Here is a 17,388-nt window from a genome sequence, read left to right as displayed (position 1 = left end):
GGCTCGCGGACATTGCCGGGACGGGCCTGAAAATGCAAGCCCGCCTTGGTAAATTTCTCAGGTGGTAGCAGGTTTCATGCTGGCCGGGGCCGGGCTTTCGTCCGGGACAAAGAAATCCGGGGTGAGCGACTGGGTTGGATCCACACGGTACTGATCAAAGTCGGTTACGCCGCGGCTCTGAAGGAACGTGTCGTCTATCAGGAACTTACCGGTCAATTCCTTAGAAGGTGTCGTGAAGATCTCGTAGGCAGCATCTGCAAGGATGTCCGGCGTCCGGCTTGTTTGCATCATCTTGTCGCCGCCGATTATGTTTTTGATCGCCGCTGTCGCGATCGTGGTGCGCGGCCAAAGCGCATTCACCGCAATCCCCTTGGACCGCAGTTCACCGGCAAGGCCCAGAACAACAAGGCTCATGCCGTATTTGGCGATTGAGTAGGGCGTGAACGGCGCAAACCACTTTTCCTGCATATCCAGCGGCGGAGACAGCATCAGGATGTGCGGGTTTTCTGATTTCTTCAAATGAGCGATGGCGTGTTTCGAGCAGGCCATCGTGCCCCTCGTGTTGATCTGGTGCATCAGATCAAACTTCTTCATGTCCGTCTGCTGCAGCGGTGTCAATTGGATCGCGCTGGCGTTGTTGACGAGGATGTCCAAACCGCCAAAGTGATCCGCCGTCTTGTCGATGGCTGCTTGAACCGCTTCATCATCGCGAACATCGAGCACGATTGGCAGGGCCTTGCCGCCAGCCGCTTCGATTTCCTCGGCAGCTGAAAAAATCGTGCCCTCCAGTTTCGGATGCGGTTCTGCGGTCTTGGCAGCAACGGCGACATTCGCGCCTTCCCGTGCAGCACGCAATGCGATGGCTTTGCCGATCCCGCGCGAAGCGCCGGTGATGAAGAGTGTTTTGCCGTTCAAGGACATGGTGTTCTCCTTCAAGGAAGCTGCTGTGTGGCTGTTCAGGATTTCGACTTCTTGGTCATGAAGGCCTGGAACGCGGAGATTGCCTCCGGCGACGTCAGGCGGGAGGAGAACACCTTGGCTTCCTCATCGACCCGGTCGCTGAGGTCCTGGCTTTCCTGCCAAAGGAACTGACGGGAAAGCGCCATTGCCTCCGGCGGTTTTGCAGCAATTTCCCGGGCGCAGGCCAAAGCCACATCATCGACATTCTCAGAGACGACTTCATTGACGAGACCGGCCTGATAGGCCCGTTCGGCGCTGAATGGACGGCCGAGGCACAGCATTTCAAATGCGCGGGCATGGCCCATGATTTTCGGACCGAGCAGGCTCGACCCGGCCTCTGGGACGAGACCCAGGTCGATGAACGGGGTGCGGATGACGGTGCGCGGGCTGGCAAACACCATGTCGCAATGCATGAGGAGCGTTGCGCCAACACCAACTGCAATCCCGTCGATGGAGGCGACCAATGGCTTCTTGTTCCCAACAAGCGCGCGCAGAAAGCGGTAAACCGGCGTTTCCGACATCTGCATCTTGCCGGCAAATTGAAGGAAATCACCGATGTCATTGCCGGACGTGAAGGCTTCCGGCTGGCCGCAAATGAGGTGGCAGCGCACATTGTCGTCCGTGTTCCCGGTTTCCAGCGCTTCCGCCAGATCCGTGTACATCTGGCCGGTCAAGGCGTTCTTTTTTTCCGGACGATCAAGACGCAAAGTCCTGACGCCGTCTTCAAGAGACTGCGTGATCATGAGGAAATTCCTTTCAGTATTCGTCTACAAGGCCGGGGCGTTTAAGAGGTCATCGCTTCCGGATCGAACTCCAGGATGCTGTCCGACGAACCGACGATGTCTTCCTTCAAACTTGCTGTGTCGCAGAGAAGCGTCATGGCGTAGCTTCTCGCCATGATGGTGCGCTGAGTTCGCAGGGCCCGGTTTTCCATGCCTGATTTCAGGGCACCCTTCGCCAGCAAGACACCACCATAGGCAAGGCCCGCCAGCCGCAAGTAGGGTGTTGCGCCGGAAAGGGCCTCTTCGACCCGTCCATCGGCCTGAGCTGCCAGCATCCAGTCGGTTGCTTCTTCCAGATCATCTAGGGCCCGGCGCAGGCGTTCGGCCGTGTCACCGAACTCGGGCCGGTTGGATTGGGAAACTTCCCGGGCGATCTCACGCAGCTCGGTCAGGAAGCCACGAATGTGATCCCCGCCCGACAGGGGCAGCTTGCGCATCACAAGGTCGATCGACTGAATGCCGTTGGTGCCTTCATAGATCGGCGCAATCCGGGCATCGCGCAGATGCTGTGCAACGCCGGTTTCTTCCACGTAGCCCATTCCGCCGTGGATCTGAACGCCAATGGAGGCGACTTCGACGCCGAAATCGGTCGACAACGCCTTGGCAATCGGCGTGAGCAGGCCTGCCCGTTCCGACCAGTGCTTCTTCTGATCCGGATCGGTGGCCGTGTAGGCCATATCGATGGCATGGGCGCAGGAATAACAGATCGCGCGGGCGACCTGGGTTCGGGTTCGCATGCCGAGCAAGGAGCGTTTGATGTCGGGGTGGTGGGCAATGGCGACCATGCCGTCGCCCTTCTTGCCGGGAACGTTACCCTGCTTGCGTTCCAGCGCATAGGCATGGGCATCCTGACAGGCGCGTTCCGCTACACCCAGCCCTTGAATGCCGACGGCGAGCCGAGCGTTGTTCATCATCGTGAACATACAGGCAAGGCCTTTGTTTTCCTCACCGATCAGCCAGCCCGTCGCGCCGCCTTCGTCGCCGTAGACCATGGTGCAGGTCGGGGAGCCATGAATGCCGAGTTTGTGTTCGACACCTGCACAGTGGACATCGTTCCGCGCGCCGAGCGAGCCGTCTTCGTTGACCATGAACTTGGGGACAAGGAACAGCGAAATGCCGCGGGTTCCAGCTGGAGCATCCGGAAGGCGGGCAAGCACAAGATGGATGATGTTGTCGGTCAGATCGTGCTCGCCGTAAGTGATAAAGATCTTCTGGCCGTAGATCCGGTACGTGCCGTCGTCATTGCGTTCGGCCCGGGCTTTCAACGCATTGAGATCAGACCCGGCCTGTGGCTCGGTCAGGTTCATGGTGCCCATCCATTCACCTGTGACCAGCTTTTCCAGGTAGGTTGCCCGCAACTCTTCCGTTGCGTGCTTTTCGATGGCTTCCACAGCGCCCATCGTTAGAGTGGGGCCGATGGCGAACGCCATGGAGCCGGAGTTCCACATCTCCAGTGCAGCAGCTGACAGCATTTGTGGCAACCCCTGACCGCCGGCGTCCTCGCTGGCAGAAAGACCGTTCCAGCCGCCTTCGATCCAGCCATGGTAGAGTTCGCGCCAGCCGGGAGGTGTTGTGACTTCCCGGTTGACAAGCGGAGTTCCGTGCTTGTCGGCGACGCTGTTGAGCGGGGCAATTTCTTCGGCGGCGAAGCGGCCGGCTTCGTTCAAAATGGCATCCACCAGATCATCGCCGAGTTCGGCATGCTGTCCGCCCTCCTGCAAGTCTGACAGGCCGCAGACGTGTTTGAGGGTGAAGGCGATTTCGTCGACTGGTGCACGATACATGATTGGTCCTCCCAAGACCCGGTGGCCTATCTTGGCCAAATTTCTTCTTTCAGCCGTCCAAAGCTTGACGGAACACGGGGTTGCCCGCAAAAGGCGCTACTGGCAGCCGATTGACGCAAACAGTAGCTGTGTTGACGTAAACGTCAACCCATTTCGCTGCGGCATGTCCTTATCTTTTTGGTCAGTCTTTCAGAATGGCAAGCAACGGAACGAAATGAATGCAGCGCTGGAACGTCAATCTGAGCTCAAGTGACTGGCAATTGGATGCGGAAGCCGATGCCGTCTGCCGCAGCCTGATTGACGGCGGTCTGGTCGCTGTGCCGACCGAAACCGTTTATGGCCTGGCGGCCGATGCGACGAGTGGCACCGCTTGTGCCCGCATTTTCGAAGCCAAGGGCCGACCGAGTTTCAACCCGCTCATTTCGCATCTGCCCAACCTTGAGGCCGCTCGCCATCATGGTGTTTTTGATGAGCGCGCCCTGAAACTGGCGGAGGCATTTTGGCCGGGCCCGCTGACCCTTGTTGTGCCGAAGACTAAGGCTTCTGAAATTTCAGATCTGGCGACGGCAGGTCTGACCACGGTCGCGCTTCGGGTCCCGTCCGGGCCAATCATGCGGTATCTTTCGGAAAAAACGGGTCGGCCGCTGGCAGCCCCAAGTGCAAACCGGTCCGGCAAAATCAGCCCTACCCGGGCATATGATGTCATCGCCGATCTCGGGCACGCGCTCGATTTCGTCATTGATGCCGGACCGTGTGAGGTTGGTATTGAATCGACAATCATCGGTTTAACGGACGAGCACGTGACGTTGTTGCGTCCCGGTGGTCTGGCGCGCGAAGAAATCGAGAGTGTGCTGCAGACAAAAGTCCGGACACCAGCTTCAAACAATCAACCGGAGGCGCCTGCAGCGCCCGGAATGCTCACCTCCCACTACGCACCAAATGCACAGATGCGTCTTCATGCACGAGCCGTTGCGCCAAACGAGGCCTTGTTGTCGTTTGGTGTGGATCCGATTGAAGGGCGGGATGAGGCCCTGGCGGAGGCGAATCTTAGTCCGTCCGGGGATCTCGTAGAGGCCGCTGCGCAGTTGTTCCAGGCCATGCGGACCCTTGATTCGTCCGGTGCAAAGACGATTCAGGTGCAAGATATCCCCAATACTGGACTTGGCGAGGCGATTAATGACCGCTTGAAACGGGCAGCGGCTCCGCGCAGTTGAGCTCGCCATCGTCCGACATTAGGTGTGAGGGTAAATTTCAGAAGATGCGTGTTAAGTGCGGTGTTTTTGACTGCGCCCTAAACTTCACCAAAATCAATAAGTCAGATCAGGTTGTTGATGTTTCGCATTAACTTAGGATCACCTAAAGTTAATCTGTGTAGTGTCTTCATCTTGCGTGGATTGCCGTAGTTAATAATGCAAATGAACTGTCAATGGAAGTTAAAAATTTCATACACCCATCTTCTAAAAACAGATCATCATCTAAAACTTATCAACACCATAGGTGCGTTTACTTGAACAAAGGGCTGGCAAAAAACCGTTCGCATGACTTACTATGTAAATCAGATTTTGGATGTGATGAACCTCCCCTCGAGCAAGCGATGCTCGCACCTCAGACCGGACCGGCCCCTAATTGCCGGTCCATTTTTTTGCCCGGCTTTTGCTCCCTGCCAACCAAAGAAGCGGCCTGTGTTCTCAAGTCGCCACTTCAGGAGTTCTGTTGGGAGTGGCCTCCGCGGCATCGTCTGCCTCTTTTGAAGGCGTCTTGCTGTCCTCAGTTGGTTCTGTCTTGTGTTCGGGCCCCAACTCCTCCGCAGTGTCGGAATTTTCCTTGAACTGGGGAACGACCGGATCTTCGGTTTCGGCTTCCTGGGCCTTCGAGTTCATCTTCAAGCGCTGGGCTGACAGGCTTTCCACATGGGCCTTCAGATCTGGATATTTATCCATCAGCAACCGGAAGTCTTGCGCCCGCAGGCTCAGCAGATGGCAATAGCCAATCGCAACAACATCGGCGCTGCGCCGCCCGCCGGTCATGAGAGAGATTTCCCCGAACACATCACCGCGGCCGAGGCGAATGGTGGTAATTGGCGTACGAACTTCGACCGCACCGGATGCGATGAAGTAGGCGGCATCGCCGCGTTCGCCCGTCCGGATCAAGGTTTCCCCCGGTGTCGCGAATTGCGGGCGCATCATTTTCATGATGGCTTTCTGCTGTTTTTTTGGCAGTCCCTCAAACAAGGGATGGGCTTGGACCAGCTCTTTGGTCTTCATGCCGAGGTCCAGCTTCGGCCGGAAGTCGCAAGCGCGCCGAACCTTCTCCACGTCTCTGAGGAGGTCCTGATGCAATTCGGTGCCCACCAACATCTGATCCCGGGCTTCGTCGTATGCGGTCTCTTCAAGACGAACACCGCTCATGCGCAAGAATTTGTTCTCAAGCGCATCGGCATAATCCGGGTACTGCAAACGCAAAGCCTCAATAGCCTGGGTCGTCTCAGCTTGCCGGTTGCTCAGGGTCTCTTTCAAAATGTCAGCGACGCGCTCGCCCAAGAGCGGGCGGATACGGCGTTCATTGAAAACGAGCAGTTCGTCTTCGAGGATCCGGTAAACGAGTAAGAATTCGAACCTTGCCGCGAGTTGGCGTGCCAGAGGCCGGTTGATCTTGAACCGGCGTTGCAAAGTCTGCGCGAAGCGGAAACCGAACCCGAACTTCAGAGGTTCGCGGCTCGCCTGACGATAGCCGCTCCGTCCTTCACTGCGGGCAAGATCACTTGTCCGGCCTGTAATGGCGAGAAAACCGGCGACCGCGCGTCCCGAGATTGTTTTATGGTGGAAGTGTTCCAGGACGAGTTGTTGTTCCCGGTCCGCGAGCGCAATCAGGCCAATATTGACCCGATCCTTGTCTTTCAACTCTTCCAGCATGTTGGTCTCTGCAGCGGCAGAGGCGGCGCGTTTTTCATAGTCGTCGAGAACAACGGAGGCGACATGCGGTGCCACATGATAGGCTTTGGCAGCCTCCCCAAGCTCGGACCGGATGTCGGACAGCGTGAGGGCCAAATACTGGGTGCGGAGGGCTTCGTCCCGTGCGTTTAGCTGGTCGAGCCCGAGGAGTTTGATCAGCGGCTTCAGGCTCGTTCCATACACCAGCAAGGTGAACAGCACGAAGCCGGTGGCGAGCTTTGTGACAAACGTTGATATCTCCGGCGACAGTGCCGCGTGCTCGGACACACTGAGGGCCAGGGTAAGTGTCACCGCGCCGCGCATGCCGCCCCACAGCATGACAGCCTTGTATTTGTCGTTCACTGCCTCGCCGGCTTTCATGAAGCTGAGGACGGGCAGCAATCCGTAAATCACGACAGCACGGGCCGCGAGGGCCGCGACGATTACGATCAGAAGCAGCAGAATGTCGAGTGGGGCGAACCCGTCGACCAGCCGCGGAATAAGAATTGCGGCGAGCAGAAAGATGAGCGATGCGGCCCAGAAGGACATCTGGTCCCAGACCGAATGCAGAAAGTTCCAGTTGGCCGGCTGGATCCGGGCCGGACCGTAGAGATTGAAGATGATCCCGGCGGCAACAACGGCAACAACCGCCGACACGTCGGCAAACTGATCACTGAGCACATAGATGCCGTAGGGCAGAGCAAGGCTGAGGGTCACCTGGGCAAGCGGCAGGTCGCGCATCAAATGCAGGAAACTGACGGCAATGCGCGCTAGAACCGCGCCCACAATGACGCCGCCAACAAACGACCGGGCGAAGGCGATGGCCACTTCGCTGCCGGTCAGGGCCTGATCTCCCGTCAGAATGCCAAGAAGCAGAACGAAGATTACGATAGCGGCCGCATCGTTCAAGAGGCTCTCGCCCTCAACGATGCGCCCAAGGCGGGCTGGCGCGCCGATGTCACGGAAAATCGCCACGACGGCAACCGGATCAGTTGTTGCAACGATTGCGCCGAGCAACAGGCAAGCCACCAACGGCACGCCGGCCAACGGGTAGAGCGCAGCGCCGATAAAGGCTGTTGCCACGAAAACGGCAACAACCGCCATGACCAGAACCGGCGCCCAGTCCTCAAACAACCGCCGCACGTCCAAGGTCAATGAGGTCTGAAACAGGAGCAGCGGTAGAAAAATGTATAGGATCATTTCTGAATCCAGAGGCGGATTCACAAAGACATTTGCAATGGTGTTAAAGGCGTCGGTACGCGGCGTATAAAGAAGATATGTGGCAATGATCCCGATCAGGGTGCCGACCATGGCAAGCAGCACACTGGGCGCCACACCGAACCGGCGGGCCAGCGGTTGCAGCAGGGCTATTGTCAGCAACAAAAGCGCAAAGGCGCCCGTAATCATTGGTGTTTCCATGACGCCAATGTGCCCTCTGATTATGGCAAATTCAAACTCGCTAAAGTCACCAGCTGCAAATACTCCGCCGCCACATCAACTGCCTGCCTTGCGTTCAGACAACCAGATCCCGCCCAAAACCAGCAGCAAGGCCAGCCCGTGGTGCCATTTGAACGGTTCGCCGAGGATGCTGACAGCAAGTACGGCTGCAAAGATCGGGACCAGGTTGATGAAGACGCCCGCTCGGGCGGGGCCGATCAGTTCAACGCCGCGCATGAAAAAGATCTGGCTGAGGCAGGAAGGGCCAAGCGCTATGTAGAGTACAATCAGCCAGCCTTTCATGTCGGGCCAGAGAGCCGTGTCCGTCGCCATCTCGTAGGCAAGACCGGGAAGGGAGGCGAACACGGATATGGCGGACAAAACGGCAAAAAAGACCAGTCCCGAAACCTGTGGCCGGTTGCGCAGCGCCAGCGTGTAGCCTGAATAGAGCACGCAGGCGATCAGCATGACACCGTCGCCGGGATTGACCGCAAGGCTCAAGAGAACGTCGAGACTTCCTTGTGCCGCAATCAAGGTTACGCCCAGCAATGTCGCCAAAATACCGACGACCTGAAGCAGCCGCACTTTGGAGCCGAATGCGATAACAGATCCAATGAGGACCAGGATCGGCATGGATCCCTGGATAATCCCGAGATTGACCGCCGTTGTCTCTGTCGCTGCGATGTAAAACAGTGTGTTGAAACCCACAAAGCCGAAGGCGGCCATCAGCACCATGCGCAGGAACGAGCCGCGCATGACTGGCCATTCGGACCGGATCCGCGGCCATAAAAAGGGAACAAGCAGGCCGGCAACAATGATCCAGCGCAGAAAGACCACGACCATCGGCGAAACCTCCCCCGCAGCAAGCCGTCCGGCCACAGTGTTGCCGCCCCACAGAAGCGTGGTTGCCATCAACAACAGGATGGCATTGCCATAAGCCATGGTTCCGATACGTCCGGCAAACGAACTCATAAGGTGTCTTCTTTCCTGCCAATTTGGCAGCCGGGGAGGGGTGTTGGTCTAGAGCGGTAGCGGATTGTTGGCGTTTCGGAAAGGCCTTGGAGGCGTCGAATTGTTCGCTCTGCAGCGATGATGGTGCGGATTATTTCGGAAAAGGAAAAAGTCATGAAGGCTCGCTGGCAATTGACCCGGAGCGTTTGACAGCTAAAACACCCACAAAGATCAACATAATGCCGCAAAAGCGTTTGGAGAAAATTATGACAGAACGGGTCGACGCCCACGGATTGCAAGTGGCGAAAGAACTCTTTGAGTTTGTGAACGATAAGGCCTTGCCTGACACCGGTGTTGATCAGGAGCATTTCTGGAAAAGCCTGTCAGCGCTTGTCCATGACCTTGCCCCGAAAAACCGCGACCTGCTGGCCAAACGCGACGCGCTCCAGGAAAAGCTGGATGCTTGGCATCGCGCCAACCCCGGCACGCCAGAGATGGCGACTTACAAAACGTTCCTTGAAGAAATCGGCTATCTCGTTCCGGAAGGCGAAGCGTTCGAGGTCGGCACCCAGAACATTGATCCCGAAATCGGATCTGTTGCAGGCCCGCAGCTTGTGGTTCCGGTGATGAACGCACGGTATGCGCTGAACGCCGCCAATGCCCGGTGGGGATCGCTTTATGACGCGCTCTACGGCACCGATGCCATGGGCTCCAAGCCGCAAGCCGGCGGCTATGACGAGGCGCGCGGCGCTGAGGTGATCGCCTACGCCCGCAAGGTTCTCGATGATGCAGCTCCGCTGGCTGCAGGCAGCTGGGCGGACATTACCGGCCTTGCGATTGAAAACGGCACTCTGTCGGCCGCGACGGACAGTGGAGCGATCGGCTTGCAGGATCCGTCTCAATTTGCAGGCTATTCCGGCGATGTTGCATCCCCGTACAAGGTCTTGCTCGTTAAGAACGGTCTGCATCTTGAAATCAACGTTGACGGTCAGCACCCGATCGGGAAGACCGACAAGGCGCACATTTCGGATGTCGTTCTGGAATCGGCCATGTCGACCATCATGGACTGCGAAGACTCCGTTGCGGCCGTCGATGCTGAAGACAAGGTGGTCGTTTACACCAACTGGCTTGGACTGATGAAAGGCGATCTGGAAGAAACCTTCCAGAAGGGCGGCGAGACGGTCACCCGCCGCATGAATGGGGATCGTCAGTACACCGCTCCGGACGGCACCGCTCTGTCCCTTCATGGCCGGTCCCTGTTGTTGGTGCGCAATGTGGGCCACCTGATGACCATCGACGCGGTTCTGGACAAGGACGGCAACGAAGTTCCGGAAGGGCTTCTGGATGGCATGATCACCGCACTGATCGGCCTGCACGATGTTGGCCCGAACGGCCGGAACACCAACAGCCGCGCGGGCTCCATCTACATCGTAAAGCCGAAGATGCACGGCCCGGAAGAAGTCGCTTTCGCCTGCGAAATCTTCAATCGTGTCGAAGACGCGCTGGGCATGGCGCGCAACACGATGAAAATGGGCATCATGGATGAAGAGCGCCGCACCACGGTGAATCTCAAGGAGTGCATCCGCCAGGCCAAGGACCGTGTGTTTTTTATCAATACCGGCTTCCTCGACCGGACCGGTGATGAAATGCACACTTCCATGGAAGCCGGCCCGATGATCCGCAAAGGCGACATGAAGGCAGCGACCTGGATTGGCGCTTACGAAAACAACAATGTTGATGTTGGACTTGCTTGCGGTCTTCCGGGACATGCTCAGATCGGCAAGGGCATGTGGGCGATGCCTGATCTCATGAACGCCATGCTCGATCAGAAGATCGGCCATCCTATGTCGGGAGCAAACACGGCGTGGGTTCCGTCGCCGACCGCTGCAACGCTGCATGCACTTCACTATTACAAGGTATCTGTAGCAGGCCGCCAAGCCGAGCTGAAATCGCGCGATGCCGCGAAACTGGACGACATTCTGTCCATTCCGGTCGCCGAACGTCCGAACTGGGCACCGGAGGACATTCAAGCCGAGCTCGACAACAACGCACAGGGCATTCTTGGCTATGTTGTCCGCTGGGTCGAGCAGGGTGTCGGTTGTTCCAAGGTTCCGGACATCAACAACGTCGGCCTGATGGAAGACCGTGCGACCCTGCGGATTTCTTCGCAACACATTGCCAACTGGCTCCGCCATGGCGTTTGTTCCGAAGCGCAGGTCGTTGAGACGATGAAGAAGATGGCCAAGGTGGTGGACGGCCAGAACGCGGGCGACCCGCTGTACCGGCCGATGGCGGATGACTTCGACGGTTCGGTTGCGTTTCAGGCGGCCCTCGAGCTTGTTCTGGAAGGTACGAAACAGCCGAATGGCTACACGGAGCCGGTTCTTCACCGCCGCCGGATCGAGTTCAAGGCCAAAGCGGCCGCTTGATTGACCGGCAACTCTGAAGATCAGAAACCCTCGCCCGAATGCCGGGCGGGGGTTTTATTTTGGATATTGAATTAAATTTAAGCGAACCGGCAGAACATCCGGCCTGTCAATCGTTAACGATTGACCTTTTCTACGCAGTGGAAACTGTTTTACACTGTTGTGTTGATAAAAGAAAATACAATTAGATCAACGCAGTAGGGGGTTTAAGAAGTTGTTATTCAAACCTTCAGTCTGATACGTACATTTACACAGAGATCTCTGGTTCCCGCTAGGATATCCGGACTTGGAGATCTAAATGCTAACTGTCCTGTCTTGCATCGCCTTTGACCATGACCCTTTTTCGCTTGGGCTTGCTGTTGCAATCCTTGTCGTGGGGGCTGTCCTGACGATGCGCCTCTACGCGCGGGTCCGCAGAACGCAAGGCAGCTTGAAATACATGTGGTTGTTTCTGTCCGGCATGATTGCAGGCGGAACCATCTGGAGCACGCACTTCGTGTCCATGCTGGCTTACGAAAGCCCGTTGATCCTCGGTTATGATGTGACGCTCACAGCGGCATCTCTTGTTATCGCGATCCTTGGAACCACGTTTGGCCTTTGGTTGGGCAGCCTGACACAGCGATCTGCCTTGATCGAGGTTGGTGGTGCCGTGTTTGGACTTTCGATCGCAGCCATGCATTTCACCGGCATCCACGCCATGCGCGTCTCCGGGGTTTCACAGCTTGATACGCTGTTTGTGGTCGTTTCCGTTGTGTTGGCAGCTGTCTTCGGCATGATCTCCACCAGCCGGATCGCGCGGCCCGTGACGCGTTATTGCAAATATGGCGCAGCGCTAGCCTTCATTCTTGCCGTCGGCAGCATGCATTTTACCGCGATGGCCGGGATGAACATACTTCCGCTCCGGCTGGATGCGGAAGGGCTTGATCTTGTCTCCAATCAGTTGGTTGGGATGGGTGTCGCTTTCACGATGAGCGTCCTGTTGTTAAGCGCGATGATCACCTACTCGATCGACACGGCCAATGCCGAAGTAACGAACAATCAGATCACGCAGATCGCGCATCAGGACCCGTTGACAGGTCTGCCCAACCGCAAGGGGGTCGAGCTCTTTACGGACGGCTTGATATCACGTGTTGCCCTCGACAATGCCCGCGTTGTTGTTGTGACCTGCAACCTGTCGCGGTTCAAGGCGGTTAACGAAGCCTTGGGCCACACGACCGGAGATGCGCTTCTCCGGCACATTGCCCGTAATCTGTCGACCCATTTGGATCAGGATGAATATGTCGCCCGTGTTGCCGGTGACGAATTCGTTATTGTCGGCAAGCCGGTTTATTATCGCGGCTATTTGCTTGATCTGTGCAAGCGCATTCAGAAGATCGTTGCTATGCCCTTCTGCGCCGGTGATGACGCTGTTCATGTAGACAGCGCAGTTGGCTATGCACTGTTTCCGGAACATGCGCAAAATGCCGAGGAGCTCTTTTCCGCGGCCGAACGCGCGATGCACCGGGCCCGCTCTGAAGGTGGCAACTCTGCCCAGTGTTATGACCCGGCTAAAGACGACAAGGTGAAAGACCAAAGTGCGCTTGCGATCGATTTGCGCAAGGCACTACGGAACAATGAGTTCGTTCTACATTATCAATTGCAAAATGATGTCCAGACCCATGACGTGACGGGGACCGAAGTGCTCCTGCGCTGGAATCATCCGGTACGTGGATTGGTTCCCCCGTTCGCCTTCATTCCGATAGTTGAGGAAACCGGCCAGATCCTGGAAATCGGAGCCTGGGTTATTAGGACGGCGTGTCTTGAAGCATCTGGCTGGTCCAAGCCAATCCGGATTGCTGTGAATGTTGCTCCGATCCAGCTGTCTGACGCGAATTTCCCGGATGTGGTCGCGAACGCCTTGAAGGAAAGCGGTCTGGATCCGTCTCGCCTGGAACTGGAAATCACGGAAACCGGTATTATTGAAGATACGAACCACGCGCTGCAGGTGATCCAGCAACTGAAACGGCTGGGCGTCCGCATTGCAATGGATGACTTCGGGACGGGTTACTCCTCTCTGGCCACCTTGCAAGCCTTCCCGTTCGACAAGATCAAGATCGACCGGGAATTCATCAAGGACCTCGGCACGAACGCGCAATCCGAAGCGATTGTCCGGGCAACCATCATCTTGAGTGAAAGCCTGAATATCCCGGTGTTTGCCGAAGGTGCCGAAACCGAGGAACATTTGCGGCTTTTGAAGCATCACGGCTGTAAAGAGGTTCAAGGCTTTTATTTTGGAAAACCCATGCCGGCTTCCGAGGTTCGCCATCGCATCAACAGCGGGGCCAAGCAGCCGCAAGAGGTTTTAGAAACAGAAACCAAATCTGCCATGTCAAAGTCAGCTGTAAAACCTGCTCTCCAGCTTCTGCCCGCCAGAGTTGCTTGATAACCGGCCGGGGCCCATCGAAATGGTTCTTGCCACAGCTGTGCCCGCCCGCTCTCGATGAAGTGAGTGATTTTCATCCAGCCGGGACTGGCTTTTCAGAAACAACTGCGATAGGGCGGTCTCATGCGTTCGTTTTTGACGGTCCTTTTGCTGATTCTTTTCACCGCGGTGCACGGTGTGCCGGCGGCGGCATTCAACGTGTCCGATTGGAAAGGCCAAGTGGGATCGTTTTCTGTAGCGGCCGTGCTTGAGGACATGAACAACGTCGATCTGCCTGCGCAGACGGCGGACTTGAAGGAAGTCATGGCCTGCTGTGGCCAGGAAGTCAGCGATGCTGCGCCGCATGCCGGCAGCAAATGCTCAAGCGACTGCGCCTCCGTCTTGCCCCTGCCGCCCGGCTTGGTGGTACCCGGCTCCGTCCGGGTTCACGAAAACACTGGGAAGACGCTCACGATGGCAGCGCCCGCCGTCGCTGATCACCCGCCCCAATCTGTCTGAGACCGGACTTTCCGGGACATCTGCCGGCGCTCGCCAGCCCAAGTTACTCAGACAGAAAGGGAGCAAGATGCTCACCTCTCATAACGTTTCGCCGCTGCGCAGCCGGTTCGCTTTCGATCGGCTGCGGCAGAATGCCAGTCCCCGTTCGCTCTTCATGCTGGCGTGCTGCCTAATGATGGCCGCGGGAATGGCTATTGTTCTTGCAAGTGCGCCAGCCAGTGCGTCGTTTGCCGATCGCTTCTGGCCCGTTTTGCCGCTTGCCGGTTGTTTGGCGATGCATTTGATCATGCATCGCTTCATGGGGGGATGTGTCCACCAAAGAAGCGGTGACAACCGCACACACGGAGACAAATCCAATGCTTAATCACAAACTGGTCCGCGCAGGCGCCCTTGCGGCAGCGCTGTTGGCCGCTCCGGCGATGGCGGACGAAGAACGCACGGTCACAGTCTTCAAGACCCCTTGGTGCGGGTGCTGCCACATCTGGGCGGAAGAGGTTGCCAAGGCCGGCTACAAGGTCGAGATCCGCGACATGGAAGATCTGACCTCCATCAAGAAGCAGGCCAGCGTTCCGGGCGATTTGCAGGCCTGCCACACGGCTGTGCTTGGCGATGAGCACAAGTACGTGCTGGAGGGTCATGTCCCTTTGCAAGCGATGGATAAACTGATGAGTGAGCGCCCCGACATTCGCGGGCTGGCAGTTGCCGGGATGCCGATGGGGTCACTCGGAATGGAATACGATCCCGCGGCTCAATATCTGGTCCACGCCTTGCCGATGGAACCTGGTGCAACACCACGCGTTTATATGAAAATGGGCGAGGTTAAGTAACGTGTCTTTGCTGACAAGAAGATCATTTCTTGCCGGTTCGGCGAGCCTGACAGGGCTCGCCGTCTCCGGCTGCGTGTCGACGACGACACCGCCGGCTGCGCCGCCGGTCTCACCGTATCTATCCATGTACCGGGCGATGCCGGAAGAACGGTTTCCAATCCCGGCGATCAATCTGAACAAGGTTCCGGAGCGTTATTACCGCAAGCAAGTGCGTTACAACACGCCCGAGCGTGTCGGCACGCTGATCGTCGATACCTCCAACTATTATCTCTATCTGGTCCAGGAAAATGGCATGGCCATGCGCTACGGTGTTGGTCTTGGCCGAGCCGGATTCGAATGGTCGGGCCGCGCCCGAATTGCCCGCAAAGCGCCATGGCCAAGATGGGTCCCGCCGGAGGAAATGATCCAGCGCGAGCCGGAGCTTGAGCAGTGGAGCTGGAAGAACGGCGGAATGGATCCGGGTCTGGAAAACCCGCTGGGTGCGCGTGCGCTCTATATTTATCAGGGCAACGTCGACACGCTCTACCGGATCCACGGCACAGCTGAATACTGGACGATTGGGTCTGCTGTTTCCAGCGGCTGTGTCCGTGTGATGAACCAGGACATCATCGACCTTTATGGCCGTGTGCCGGTGGGGTCCCAGATCGTCGTGATCTAGGTCGTGGGGAAACCGTTACACTCTCTGGCGATCGCCGGGGCCTTGATTGCGGGCTTCGGCGCCGCCGCTCTGTTTGTGTTGCCAGGCAATGAAAACACCGGCTTGCTTAAGCCTGAAAATGCTGACGTGGTTGCGCGCGGGAAGGACATCTACGACGAGACCTGCGCGGCCTGTCACGGGGCAAAACTGGAAGGGGAGGCGGATTGGCAAACGCCAAAAGCAGATGGACTCCTGCCGGCGCCCCCTCATGACGTCTCAGGTCACACTTGGCACCATTCCTCGCAGCTGTTGTTCGACATGACCAAGTACGGCGTTGCCGAGGCTGCAAATCTTGAAAATTACCAATCAGCCATGCCCGCCTATGAGGGCGTGCTAACGGACGATGAGATCATTGCTGTGCTGTCTTTCATCAAGGCAAGCTGGCCCGAAGATGTCCGGGCCAGGCACGATGCGCTTGATGCAGTCACAAACTGACCAGCCTCATGGTATTTCCTAAAGCGGCAGTGCTGGCGTTTCCTGAAAACCCAGATGGAGCTCGGTGCCGGTGTAGGGATTGGCGCGGGCAACATCTTCGTTGAGATCATGCCCGAGGCCCGGCTCTTTTGACGGGATGATGTAGCCGTTCTCCCAGCGGATCGGTGTTTTCAGAAGGTCTGCGAAGAACCCGTCAAAGGTGCGGATTGATTCCAGCACCAGGAAATTCGGGCAGCAGGTCGCAAGCTGGATGTTGGCGAGGGCCACCAAAGGCCCGCAATAAAGGTGCGGAGCGACTTGCGCCGAATGGCAATCCGCCATCGCCGCGATCTTCTTGGCCTCCAGAAGTCCGCCAACCCGGCCAAGGTTCATCTGCAAAATGCTGGCCGCTCCCGTCTCTAGAACACGCGAGAATTCGTACTTTGTGCAAAGCCGCTCGCCGGTTGCTACTGGAATGGAGGTGAAGCGGGCCACTTGCGCCATATCCTCCGGCTTTTCGGGCGGGATCGGCTCTTCAAACCAGAGCGGGTCGTACGCTTCCAGCCGCCGGGCAAGGCGCTTGGCACCAGACACCGTGAACTGGCCATGGGTGCCGAACAATAGATCGGCTTTTGTGCCGACCGCTGCGCGGATCTGTTTGCAGAACGCCTCGGAGCGCTCCAGATCCTCAAGGCTCGGTTGGTGGCCGTCATAGATGGTGTAGGCGCCGGCCGGGTCGAATTTTACGGCTGTAAAGCCCTGGTCGACGGCCTTGGCCGCTGCTTCAGCGGCCATATCCGCGTCGTTATAGACGTTGGGTTTATCCGGGTCCGGATAAACATCGCCGTCGGCCGGATAAAGATAAGTGTAGGAACGCAACCGCTCATGCACCTTGCCGCCGAGCAGCTCATAGGCGGGTTTGCCCGCCGCCTTGCCGATGATGTCCCAGCAGGCCATTTCCAGACCCGACAGCACGCCCATGACGGTCACATCCGGACGCTGCGTATATCCGGCACCGTAGGTCTTGTGCCACAGCTTTTCGATATGATGCGGGTCTTCGCCAGCAAACTGGCGCTCAAAGACGTCTACTGCCATCTGTGCCACCAGGTGCGGCCCAAAGGTGGCATTGTAGATCTCGCCGTAGCCGGTGATACCGCACTCGGTCACCAGCTTGACGAAGATGAAGTACCGCCCACCGTGGCGGGGCGGCGGGTTGCCAACGACGAAGGTTTCGATATCGCAAAGTTTCATGTCGAACCG

At 57.5% G+C, this 17,388-nt stretch carries 13 protein-coding genes; 7 read left to right on the top strand and 6 right to left on the bottom strand.

Annotation, left to right across the window (positions count from 1 at the left end; translation table 11 throughout):
- Positions 1 to 57: 57 nt before the first annotated feature.
- The 3 genes from AC0J4F_RS24365 to AC0J4F_RS24355 are packed head-to-tail and all read right to left on the bottom strand — an operon-like array spanning position 58 to position 3,526.
- A complete protein-coding gene (locus AC0J4F_RS24365; RefSeq protein WP_473025037.1) occupies positions 58 to 921 on the bottom strand; it encodes an SDR family oxidoreductase in 864 nt (287 codons plus the stop codon).
- A gap of 35 nt (positions 922 to 956) precedes the next feature.
- Entirely contained in the window at positions 957 to 1,703 is a 747-nt protein-coding gene (locus tag AC0J4F_RS24360) for a crotonase/enoyl-CoA hydratase family protein (RefSeq protein WP_209172834.1), read from the bottom strand.
- 41 nt (positions 1,704 to 1,744) lie between these two features.
- Complete coding sequence (locus tag AC0J4F_RS24355; protein ID WP_473025036.1) at positions 1,745 to 3,526, bottom strand: acyl-CoA dehydrogenase; 1,782 nt, start codon at positions 3,524 to 3,526, stop codon at positions 1,745 to 1,747.
- A 218-nt stretch (positions 3,527 to 3,744) separates the two neighbouring features.
- On the opposite strand from AC0J4F_RS24355, the gene AC0J4F_RS24350 reads away from it, so the two are divergent.
- On the top strand, positions 3,745 to 4,740 hold the full coding sequence (locus AC0J4F_RS24350) for an L-threonylcarbamoyladenylate synthase (RefSeq protein ID WP_473025035.1): 996 nt from the start codon (positions 3,745 to 3,747) through the stop codon (positions 4,738 to 4,740).
- A 474-nt stretch (positions 4,741 to 5,214) separates the two neighbouring features.
- Here AC0J4F_RS24350 and AC0J4F_RS24345 read toward each other — a convergent pair whose 3' ends face one another.
- Complete coding sequence (locus tag AC0J4F_RS24345) at positions 5,215 to 7,863, bottom strand: cation:proton antiporter (protein ID WP_473025034.1); 2,649 nt, start codon at positions 7,861 to 7,863, stop codon at positions 5,215 to 5,217.
- A gap of 87 nt (positions 7,864 to 7,950) precedes the next feature.
- Positions 7,951 to 8,865 (bottom strand): DMT family transporter, encoded by a 915-nt coding sequence (locus AC0J4F_RS24340; protein ID WP_306149538.1) that lies wholly within the window; start codon positions 8,863 to 8,865, stop codon positions 7,951 to 7,953.
- Between the two features lie 245 nt (positions 8,866 to 9,110).
- Between AC0J4F_RS24340 and AC0J4F_RS24335 the strand changes: the two genes are divergently transcribed.
- The 6 genes from AC0J4F_RS24335 to AC0J4F_RS24310 all read left to right on the top strand — a co-directional run bounded on the left by AC0J4F_RS24335 (position 9,111) and on the right by AC0J4F_RS24310 (position 16,149).
- Positions 9,111 to 11,273 (top strand): malate synthase G, encoded by a 2,163-nt coding sequence (locus AC0J4F_RS24335; protein ID WP_473025033.1) that lies wholly within the window; start codon positions 9,111 to 9,113, stop codon positions 11,271 to 11,273.
- A gap of 295 nt (positions 11,274 to 11,568) precedes the next feature.
- Entirely contained in the window at positions 11,569 to 13,692 is a 2,124-nt protein-coding gene (locus AC0J4F_RS24330) for a putative bifunctional diguanylate cyclase/phosphodiesterase (protein ID WP_473025032.1), read from the top strand.
- A 123-nt stretch (positions 13,693 to 13,815) separates the two neighbouring features.
- A complete protein-coding gene (locus tag AC0J4F_RS24325) occupies positions 13,816 to 14,190 on the top strand; it encodes a hypothetical protein (RefSeq protein WP_133948118.1) in 375 nt (124 codons plus the stop codon).
- Positions 14,191 to 14,546: 356 nt separating this feature from the next.
- Positions 14,547 to 15,017, top strand: coding sequence for a DUF411 domain-containing protein (locus tag AC0J4F_RS24320; protein WP_473025031.1), 471 nt, complete (start codon positions 14,547 to 14,549; stop codon positions 15,015 to 15,017).
- Position 15,018: 1 nt separating this feature from the next.
- Positions 15,019 to 15,675, top strand: coding sequence for a L,D-transpeptidase (locus tag AC0J4F_RS24315; RefSeq protein WP_133948116.1), 657 nt, complete (start codon positions 15,019 to 15,021; stop codon positions 15,673 to 15,675).
- A gap of 3 nt (positions 15,676 to 15,678) precedes the next feature.
- On the top strand, positions 15,679 to 16,149 hold the full coding sequence (locus tag AC0J4F_RS24310) for a c-type cytochrome (RefSeq protein ID WP_473025030.1): 471 nt from the start codon (positions 15,679 to 15,681) through the stop codon (positions 16,147 to 16,149).
- 18 nt (positions 16,150 to 16,167) lie between these two features.
- Here AC0J4F_RS24310 and AC0J4F_RS24305 read toward each other — a convergent pair whose 3' ends face one another.
- On the bottom strand, positions 16,168 to 17,379 hold the full coding sequence (locus tag AC0J4F_RS24305; protein WP_473025029.1) for a mandelate racemase/muconate lactonizing enzyme family protein: 1,212 nt from the start codon (positions 17,377 to 17,379) through the stop codon (positions 16,168 to 16,170).
- Positions 17,380 to 17,388: the final 9 nt, after the last annotated feature.

Source organism: Roseibium sp. R5 (assembly GCF_055755305.1).
The sequence above is the reverse complement of the archived record's forward strand: the minus strand, read 5'-3'. Positions and strand labels throughout refer to the sequence as shown.